Consider the following 8010-nt stretch of genomic DNA (forward strand, 5'->3'; position numbering starts at 1 on the left):
GGCTTTTGCGGTGATGATCCGCGGCGCGCGGCTTCGCCGCGCTGGCGATCACCACTACGCTGGTGATATGAGCAATCCGGTCCCGGCTGCTGTGCGGGGAGCCGGGCTGATCGTTGCCCTACAGGGCGTGGCGGCGCTGGCGCTGGCCGCTGTTTTGCTGCTCCGTGGCCTGACCGGGGCCGATCAGCGAGTAGTCAATAGTTTCGGAACCGCAGGATGGTTCGCCCTGGTCGGTGGCGCAGTGTCGGCCGCTGGGCGGGCGCTGATGGTCGGCCGGCGCTGGGGTCGCGGGCTCGCGGTTGTCACCGAGTTATTGCTGTTGCCGGTCGCGTGGTATCTGGCGGTCGACTCCGCTCGTCCGCTGGCCGGGGTGACGGTGGCGAGCGTGGCGCTGAGTGTGTTGGCTTTGCTGTTCAGCCCGGCCGCGGTGCGATGGGTCGCCGCCGCTCGGCCTGGTTCGACCAGGTCGAGGGCTGATACCCGATAGGTGCTGCTCAAGAGCGGTGGTAGACCGCCACGCGAGGATCATCGTGTCACTATTTCCGTTCAGCACGCGAAACACACGCCGATCCGCCCGATAACGCCTGCTGGCGTCAGGTTGGGAACTGGCGTTAGGGCCGGGAGGGTGTGTGAGGAAGCTGCGCAGTGAACGCGCGCAAGAACGCGCCAGCGCTCGCTGGGCTCATGCGGTCATCGCCGGCAATGTCGACCAGCACCGGCACATCGGTGGGTTGCGGGCGGCGATCACCATCATCGAAAACAGCCGGCTGCCCCGACCGGCGACACGTTACGCGCCGCCGAGGGTGACGCCCGCCGGAAAGCCGGCACGCCGAAGAGGTATGCAACCCAGGCTGAACGGTGTTCAGCCACCGCGGCGGCCAGTGGGCGGCGCGGATCAGCAGCGGCCACTCTATGTCGCACACCTTCACCGGCAAACCTGGGCGTGCCGGTCGGTGTCTGAGCGCCTCTTGGGCGATCGGACCGCTGCCCTATCGGGCCGGTTGTGACGTGCGCGCCGCAGGTCCGGTGGTGGTGGATCTCAACAATGTGCGTCGGGCGCTGCACTACCGGGACGCTCACGGCAACCCGGTCGGGGCACCCAAGCGCCTCGACGTCGCCGACGCGGTGAGCGTGACGCCAGCGTCACGGCGGGCGGCGAGCGTGACCCCAGCGTCACGATCGCTAGTCGAAGTGAATCCCCAGCGCCGAGAGAATGGTAACGAATTTCGTTGTGGTCTCCGCGACTTCGTCGTCCGGGTCGGACTCGGCGACGATCCCACCGCCACAGTGGGCAACCGCGGTGCGGCGGTCAGCGGACAGCTGCGCACAGCGGATGGACACCACCCATCGGCCGTCGCCGTTGGCGTCGCACCAGCCCACCGTGCCAGCGTAGAAGCCACGGTCGCCCTCGAGCTTCCCGATGAGCTGCGCAGCGGCGTCGGCGGGAACGCCCCCGACCGCCGGTGTGGGATGCAGTGCTAACGCCAAATCCAATGCGGTAGTAGAACTCTTGCGCAACCGGCCGCTCATCGGCGTGCTGAGATGCCACAGCGCCGCGGTGCGGGTCAGTTGCGGTGTGGACGCCATCGTCAGCTCGCTGCACAGCGGACGCAGGGCATCACGCATCGCATCGATGACCAACTGGTGTTCATGGAGGTTCTTGGTCGAGGCGGCGAGCGCGGCGCCCGCGGCGCTGTCGAGCTGGGGGTCGGCCAGCCGCGGGGCCGAACCCGCGAACGGCTGACACACCACCCGTTCGCCGTCGCGGGCGACCAGCAGTTCCGGGCTGGCACCCACCAGGGCCATACCTGCATAGCGGCCGCCTGCCGAGGTCAGGTCGACAAGATATCCGTAGGCGTGCGGGTCGGTCGCGGTCAGCCTGCGCAGGATAATCCGAGCATCCAATGGCGCATCTCCGGCCAGCCGCAACGCGCGGGCCAGCACGACTTTGCGCAGGGCGCTATTGGGTGCGGTCAGGTGATCGCGCGCAGTGCAGACACGCGCGCGGTGTTCCTCGGGTGAGGGGAAGGCCGCAGCCACCCGCACCGGCGGCAGCGGGCCGCGCGGCCAGTTGGGCAGCCCTTGCGTGCGTCGCACCGCGTCCGGCACCATCAATGCGGCAGGCTGGGCAACGTCGAATGGCAACGCGCCCAAGATGATTGGTGCTCGTCCAGAGCGCAACGCGGTTAGTGCGCCGGTTACGTCGCGGTACCGGCCCTGCACGCCGTCCGCGATGAGCGCCTCAGCCGGACCGCACAGTACGAACGGCGGCTCAGAACGCCGGCGGATCACTTCTGGGGTCACCCGGGCGCGACCCTAAGTGGACAGCCCAACACGGCGACTTGGCGGATTCCGTGCTCGAAGCCACAGACCGCGACCGAACCTGCGGCCATGCCGAAGCGACTCCCTTCGATCAGAGCCAGTTCGATCCAGCGGGCGATCACCGCGCGGGAGAAGTGGCCGTGGCCGACGAACAGCACGTCGCGCGACGCCATGTGGTCGAGTGCCAGCGCGACGGCCGCGTCGGCGCGCTCGGCAACTTGCGTGGTTGTTTCGCCGTCGGGACAGCCATGTGTCCACACCAGCCAGTCGGGGTCCGATTCCCGGATCTGCGCGGTGGTCAAGCCTTCGTAGGCTCCGTAGTCCCATTCGGCGATCAACGGCGTTTCCTCATCGATGACCAGGCCGGCGAGCTCCGCGGTCACCACTGCGCGTCGGCGCGGACTGGTGATTACCACCGGGTTGTCGAGGTGCAATTTTGCGAGCGCTTGTCCGGCGGCCACAGCCTGATTCCGCCCGGTCTCGGTGAGTTCGAGGTCGGTACGGCTGGTGTGTTGCCCTGTCTTCGACCATTCGGTCTCCCCATGACGCACCAGCACCAGCCGATGGTTTTCGTGATTATTTTCCCGGCCCATATCGACCGATTCTGCCCGACGCGGGATTGTCGCCGGGGAGTCGGCGAAAGATGTCAGGATGGCTCTGTGACCGCGCGGCGGCAATGAGAAGGGGCGGCGCTTGTGACTGACACCCGGGTGCTGGCGATAGCCAACCAGAAGGGCGGGGTGGCCAAGACGACGACGGTGGCCTCGCTGGGAGCCGCGATCGCGGAGATGGAACAACGAGTGCTGCTCGTCGACCTCGATCCGCAGGGCTGTCTGACGTTCTCACTCGGGCACGATCCGGACAAGCTTGCGGTTTCGGTCCACGAGGTGCTGCTCGGCGAGGTGGAACCCAACGCTGCCTTGGTCGCCACCCCGGAGGGCATGACCCTGCTACCGGCCAACATTGATCTGGCGGGCGCGGAGGCGATGCTGCTGATGCGGGCCGGTCGCGAATACGCGCTCAAGCGCGCGCTGGATAAGCTCGTCGAGCAGTTCGACGTGGTTGTCGTGGACTGTCCGCCGTCGCTGGGGGTGCTCACTCTCAACGGGCTGACGGCCGCCGACGAGGTGATCGTGCCCTTGCAATGCGAGACCTTGGCGCACCGCGGCGTCGGTCAGTTCTTGCGGACGGTTGCCGACGTTCAGCAGATCACCAATGCGAACCTGCGGCTACTGGGCGCGTTGCCGACGTTGTATGACCCCCGCACCACCCATACCCGCGACGTGCTCCTTGACGTCGCCGACCGCTACGGTCTGCCGGTGCTGGCTCCGCCCATTCCGCGGACGGTTCGCTTCGCCGAGGCCAGCGCGTCGGGGTCGTCGGTGCTGGCCACGCGCAAGAACAAAGGCGCCGCCGCCTACCGCGAGTTGGCCCACGCGCTGCTGCAGCATTGGAAGTCAGGTACACCGCTGCCGGTCTTCGGCCTCGAGGCTTGACAGCTTAGCCCAGCGCGACGATGGTGTCGCCGCGTTGCTCGAGTACGCGAGACCCGATCACCGCGGGGATCACCCGAGAGGTGCCCGGTGGCCGGGTCACCGGCAGGTAGCGCTCATTGGCGCCGGTGGCCGGGTCATAGACACCGATCCCGCCGCTGACCGGAACCAGCAGGCGGTTCGCCATCAGCGTCGCCGGTCCCAGCGGAACGACCGGGCCGGCCGCGGTGATGGTGAAGCGGTAGGCGAGCGTCGTGGCATCGAATACCAGCACAGCATTGCCGTTCCACCAGGTGATCAGGTTGCCGAGCTTTGTCACCGCCCCCGGCGCTGACGGCGGCTTGGGCAGCAGCGTGCTCGCCACGGTGACGCCGTCCGCGTCGACGACGTTGACCCGGGGCGCTGGCCGCGGGAGGTAGATCGCGGTATTGGTCTGCGACACCGCCAGCACGCGGGCGCCGGATCCCGGGGCGATCCCCGGCTCAGGCACATACCGCTGCTCGGGTTCGTCTTCTTCTTTGCTCGGACGCAGCAATGTCAGCCGCAGGTCGGTCTGTTTCGGGCATGCCTCCAGCACCGACACCGCCACGGAACTCGCCGCTGCCGACGTCAGCGCGCATCCGGTGTGCAATCCCTTGGAGGACGGCTTCACCCTGGCGTCGATTTCGCCGTAGGACAGCATCCTCACCATGTCCGCTCGCCATAGCTCCAGTCGAGTATCACCCGCTGACAGCACCGTGGTGCCGTCCGAGGATACGTCGACGTGCCGGTCGGCGTAGCTGCTGCGTGCGGGCCCGCGTTGGCCGGTGGAGCCGTCGAGCGTACTGACCTGGCCGCAGCCGCGGTCATCGCGGTAGACCGCGACGGCGTACCGGTAGACCCACGACACCGCGCACAGTTCGGTGCCTCGGGCGTAGCTCCAGCGCACCTGACCAGTGGCCGGGTCGCGGCCGTCGACCGTCCGTCCGGCTGCGGTGACCACCGTCCCTCCGACCGCCACCGGTGCCGTGGTCGCTGCGCTGTGGGCGCTCCACAGCTGTTGGAGGGAGCCGGGCACCTCGTGCGCCACGGCCGGGTTGGGCGCGGGTACGGCCGCCGGCCTGCTGATGGTGGCTCGGGCGTCGCTGGTCCACCAGATGAGGACGCTGACTGCGGCGATCACCACGACGATTGTGGCTGCGCCCAACAGGTCGGCTCTGGTGCGACGTTCGGGTTTGACCATCGGTCGGCCGTGAGCGTCGGCTCAGTTGGTGTTGGCGGGTGCGCTTGCGGCCTTGCGTGGTCGGCGACGGCGTCGCCTGCTGCGCGAGCCGTTGCCGGATGCCACGGCAGGAGGATTCTCCGCTGAGCCCTCACCATTGTCGGCGGTGCTGGCCTGTGGGTGCCCGGTCACCGGTTTGCCGCCGCGGGTGCGGCGTCGCGACCGGGTAGGGTTTCGAGGTTGCCTACCCTCACGGCTGTTGACGGTGCTACGTGGAGCCGGCGATCGGCGCGTCGCCCCGATAGCGCCGCCCGCCTCGGCCGGGATACCCAGCTCGGTGTAGAGGTGCGGCGAACTCGAATAGGTTTCGGCCGGGTCGGGACAGCCCAGGCCCAGGGCTTTGTCGATCAGCGACCAGCGAGGCAACTCGTCCCAGTCCACCAGAGTGACCGCCACGCCGGGGCGCCCGGCCCGACTGGTGCGCCCGATGCGATGCACATAGGTGTTCTCGTCGTCGGGGCACTGGTAGTTGATGACGTGGGTGACGTCCTCGATGTCGATGCCCCGAGCCGCGACGTCGGTGGCAACCAGCACGTCGATGTCGCCGGTTCGGAACGCCTTGAGCGCCTTCTCACGGGCTGCCTGCCCAAGGTCGCCGTGGACGGCGCCAACAGCGAAGCCGCGCGCAGCCAAGTCGTCGGCCACCTTCTGGGCAGTGCGCTTGGTGCGGGTGAAGATCATCGTGGCCCCGCGGTCGCGGGCCTGCAGCACCCGGCTGACCAATTCCACCTTGTCCAGCGCGTGGGCGCGGTAGACGAACTGTTCGGTGGCGTCGTGTACTGCCGAGGAATGCGGTGCTTCGGCCCGAATATGGGTGGGCTGGTTCATGAAGGTGCGGGCCAATGTGATGATCGGGCCCGGCATGGTCGCCGAAAACAGCATCGATTGGCGGCCTTCGGGTATCTGGCGCAGGATCCGTTCGATATCGGGTAAAAAGCCGAGGTCCAGCATTTCGTCGGCTTCATCGAGCACCAGCACGGCCAACGCACCCAGCTGGAGGTGGCCCTGCTGGGCCAGGTCGAGCAATCTGCCGGGCGTGCCGACCACCACATCGGCGCCGGCGCGCAGCGCCTCGACCTGGGGCTCGTAGGGTCGGCCCCCGTAAATCGACACCACTGATAGCGGGCGACCGTCGTCGGCGGTGAGGTACTTGGCGGCGGCGGACAGGTCGCCGTGTACCTGCAGGCAGAGCTCGCGGGTGGGCACCACGACCAGGCCCCGCGGGATGCCGTTGAGCGGTTGATCGCCGCGAGTGATGCGCTGTAGCAGCGGCACACCGAATGCGAAGGTTTTACCCATGCCGGTGCGGGCCTGGCCGATCACGTCGTCACCGGCCAGCGCGAGCGGCAGAGTCAGCTCCTGGATAGCAAAGGGATGTTCGATGCCTTCATCGACTAGTGCACGGACTATTTCGCCGCGGACTCCGAGTTTGGCAAATGTCAACTGGGTCGCGTGTAATACGGGGGTCATGCGTGGGCGGATGTGCCTTTCAGTTTAGTTTTCGCTCGTTTTCGGCCGTTTTCGGCCGGGTCACCGTGGTCGACGCGCGCACGAGTGCATACCGAAGACGTAGCCGATCCGCGGAGGCCCTGCGTCGAATCGAAGCGAGCCAACTGCGTGCACGCACATTTCCCAGTGATGGCTATCGAGCTTCATCGCCGTTCATCGCCACCACCGCTAGCCATCATAGCCAGTCATGGCCAGCGGTGATCGCCAGCCCGGTGCAGCCGGGCGCGGCGGGTCGCCGCCGGCGGGCTTGGGTCGGTGATCGCCAGCCCGGTGCAGCCGGGCGCGGCGGGTAGCCGCCGGCGGGCATAAGGTGTTGTCATGAATCCGCTTTCGCGCGCCGAGCGGTTAGCCGATCCGCCCCGGCCGGGGCTGTCGGCGGATCACCCCGGTGTCAACGAGTTGTTCGCCCTGCTGGCCTACGGTGAAGTCGCGGCTTTTTACCGACTTGCGGACGAGGCTCGAATGGCACCCAACTTGCGAGGGCGTATTTCGATGGCCCGAATGGCCGCCGCCGAAATGGGGCATTTCGAGGTACTGCGCGAGGCGTTGGAAAGCCGCGGTGTCGACGTGGTTGCCGCGATGTCGAAGTATTCTTCGGCCCTCGATGACTATCACCGGTTGACCACCCCGAGCACCTGGCTCGAGGCCTTGGTCAAGACTTTTGTCGGCGATGCGCTGGCAGCCGATTTCTATCTCGAGATCGCCGATGGTTTGCCCGATGAGGTAGCCGACGTGGTGCGTGCGACGTTGTCAGAGACCGGCCACTCGCAGTTCGTCGTCGCTGAGGTGCGTGCCGCGGTGACTAGCAGCGCCAAACAGCGCAGCCGGTTGGCGCTGTGGTCGCGTCGGCTGCTCGGTGAGGCGATCACCCAGGCCCAATACGTATTGGCCGAGCACGACGAGTTGGTCGACCTGGTGGTGTCGGGCACCGACGGACTCACGCAGCTGGCGGGGTTCTTCGATCGGTTGCAGAACACCCACGATGCCCGGATGCGGGAACTGGGTCTGGCCTGAGCGCCCAGGTCTAGTGGGTACAGGTGGCAATCATCGAGTTAGTGGCCGATGCGACCACCACGTGACCCTCGGCGTCGGTGATCGCGCAGTTCAGTCGTCCCATCAAGCTCGTCGCGATAACGGATGTCAACTGTACGCCCGGACTTAACACCACAGTCTTCGACCAGGGCAGCGAGACGTTGAGATCGGTATGCGGCATGCCCTGTTCGTCGGTGTAGACGACACTGACCAGGTCGAAGATCTGCTTGGTACCGGTTACCTGGTAGACGAAGGCGCGAGGGTTCAGCTGTGGCGGTGGCATGGCACTGGCCGCCGGCGGCGGAGTTGCGGTGGGCAGCTCGGTGGGCACGGCGGTATTGGTGGGTGCTCGCGGCGGCGGCGTCTCGGTGGTCACTGTCTCCGGCGGCAGTG

The 8010-nt window shown here is 67.2% G+C and carries 8 protein-coding genes; 3 read left to right on the top strand and 5 right to left on the bottom strand.

What is annotated here, in order from left to right:
- Window positions 1-67 precede the first annotated feature (67 nt).
- Entirely contained in the window at window positions 68-487 is a 420-nt protein-coding gene (locus F6Q13_RS15115) for a hypothetical protein (protein WP_293058062.1), read from the top strand.
- 695 nt (window positions 488-1182) lie between these two features.
- Here F6Q13_RS15115 and F6Q13_RS15120 read toward each other — a convergent pair.
- Window positions 1183-2304: an isochorismate synthase MenF gene (locus tag F6Q13_RS15120; RefSeq protein ID WP_293058064.1), complete on the bottom strand. Its 1122-nt coding sequence runs from the start codon at window positions 2302-2304 to the stop codon at window positions 1183-1185.
- Window positions 2301-2915: an acid phosphatase gene (locus tag F6Q13_RS15125; protein WP_293058067.1), complete on the bottom strand. Its 615-nt coding sequence runs from the start codon at window positions 2913-2915 to the stop codon at window positions 2301-2303. The genes F6Q13_RS15120 and F6Q13_RS15125 overlap by 4 nt, the downstream gene beginning before the upstream one ends.
- Window positions 2916-3017: 102 nt before the next feature.
- Between F6Q13_RS15125 and F6Q13_RS15130 the strand changes: the two genes are divergently transcribed.
- Window positions 3018-3818, top strand: coding sequence for a ParA family protein (locus F6Q13_RS15130; RefSeq protein WP_293058069.1), 801 nt, complete (start codon window positions 3018-3020; stop codon window positions 3816-3818).
- A gap of 4 nt (window positions 3819-3822) precedes the next feature.
- On the opposite strand, the gene F6Q13_RS15135 is transcribed toward F6Q13_RS15130, so the two are convergent.
- Together F6Q13_RS15135 and F6Q13_RS15140 are read right to left on the bottom strand one after the other, a co-directional pair.
- On the bottom strand, window positions 3823-5037 hold the full coding sequence (locus F6Q13_RS15135) for a PQQ-binding-like beta-propeller repeat protein (protein WP_293058072.1): 1215 nt from the start codon (window positions 5035-5037) through the stop codon (window positions 3823-3825).
- Window positions 5038-5058: 21 nt separating this feature from the next.
- The gene (locus F6Q13_RS15140) at window positions 5059-6546 is read right to left on the bottom strand and encodes a DEAD/DEAH box helicase (protein ID WP_293058074.1); all 1488 of its coding nucleotides are present in this window, start codon (window positions 6544-6546) and stop codon (window positions 5059-5061) included.
- 357 nt (window positions 6547-6903) lie between these two features.
- On the opposite strand from F6Q13_RS15140, the gene F6Q13_RS15145 reads away from it, so the two are divergent.
- Entirely contained in the window at window positions 6904-7599 is a 696-nt protein-coding gene (locus F6Q13_RS15145; RefSeq protein WP_293058076.1) for a ferritin-like fold-containing protein, read from the top strand.
- A gap of 10 nt (window positions 7600-7609) precedes the next feature.
- Here the strand turns inward: F6Q13_RS15145 and F6Q13_RS15150 are convergent.
- A partial coding sequence (locus tag F6Q13_RS15150) for an MmpS family transport accessory protein (protein WP_293058079.1) occupies window positions 7610-8010 on the bottom strand: 401 nt, incomplete at its 5' end.

This window comes from Mycobacterium sp., assembly GCF_008709575.1.
Taxonomy (GTDB): Bacteria; Actinomycetota; Actinomycetes; order Mycobacteriales; family Mycobacteriaceae; genus Mycobacterium.

Coding starts and splice junctions, on each gene's coding strand:
- F6Q13_RS15115 (WP_293058062.1), top strand. CDS start 68: ATGAGCAATCCGGTCCCGGCTGCTGTGCGGGGAGCCGGGCTGATCGTT.
- F6Q13_RS15145 (WP_293058076.1), top strand. CDS start 6,904: ATGAATCCGCTTTCGCGCGCCGAGCGGTTAGCCGATCCGCCCCGGCCG.
- F6Q13_RS15125 (WP_293058067.1), bottom strand. CDS start 2,915: ATGGGCCGGGAAAATAATCACGAAAACCATCGGCTGGTGCTGGTGCGT.
- F6Q13_RS15140 (WP_293058074.1), bottom strand. CDS start 6,546: ATGACCCCCGTATTACACGCGACCCAGTTGACATTTGCCAAACTCGGA.
- F6Q13_RS15135 (WP_293058072.1), bottom strand. CDS start 5,037: ATGGTCAAACCCGAACGTCGCACCAGAGCCGACCTGTTGGGCGCAGCC.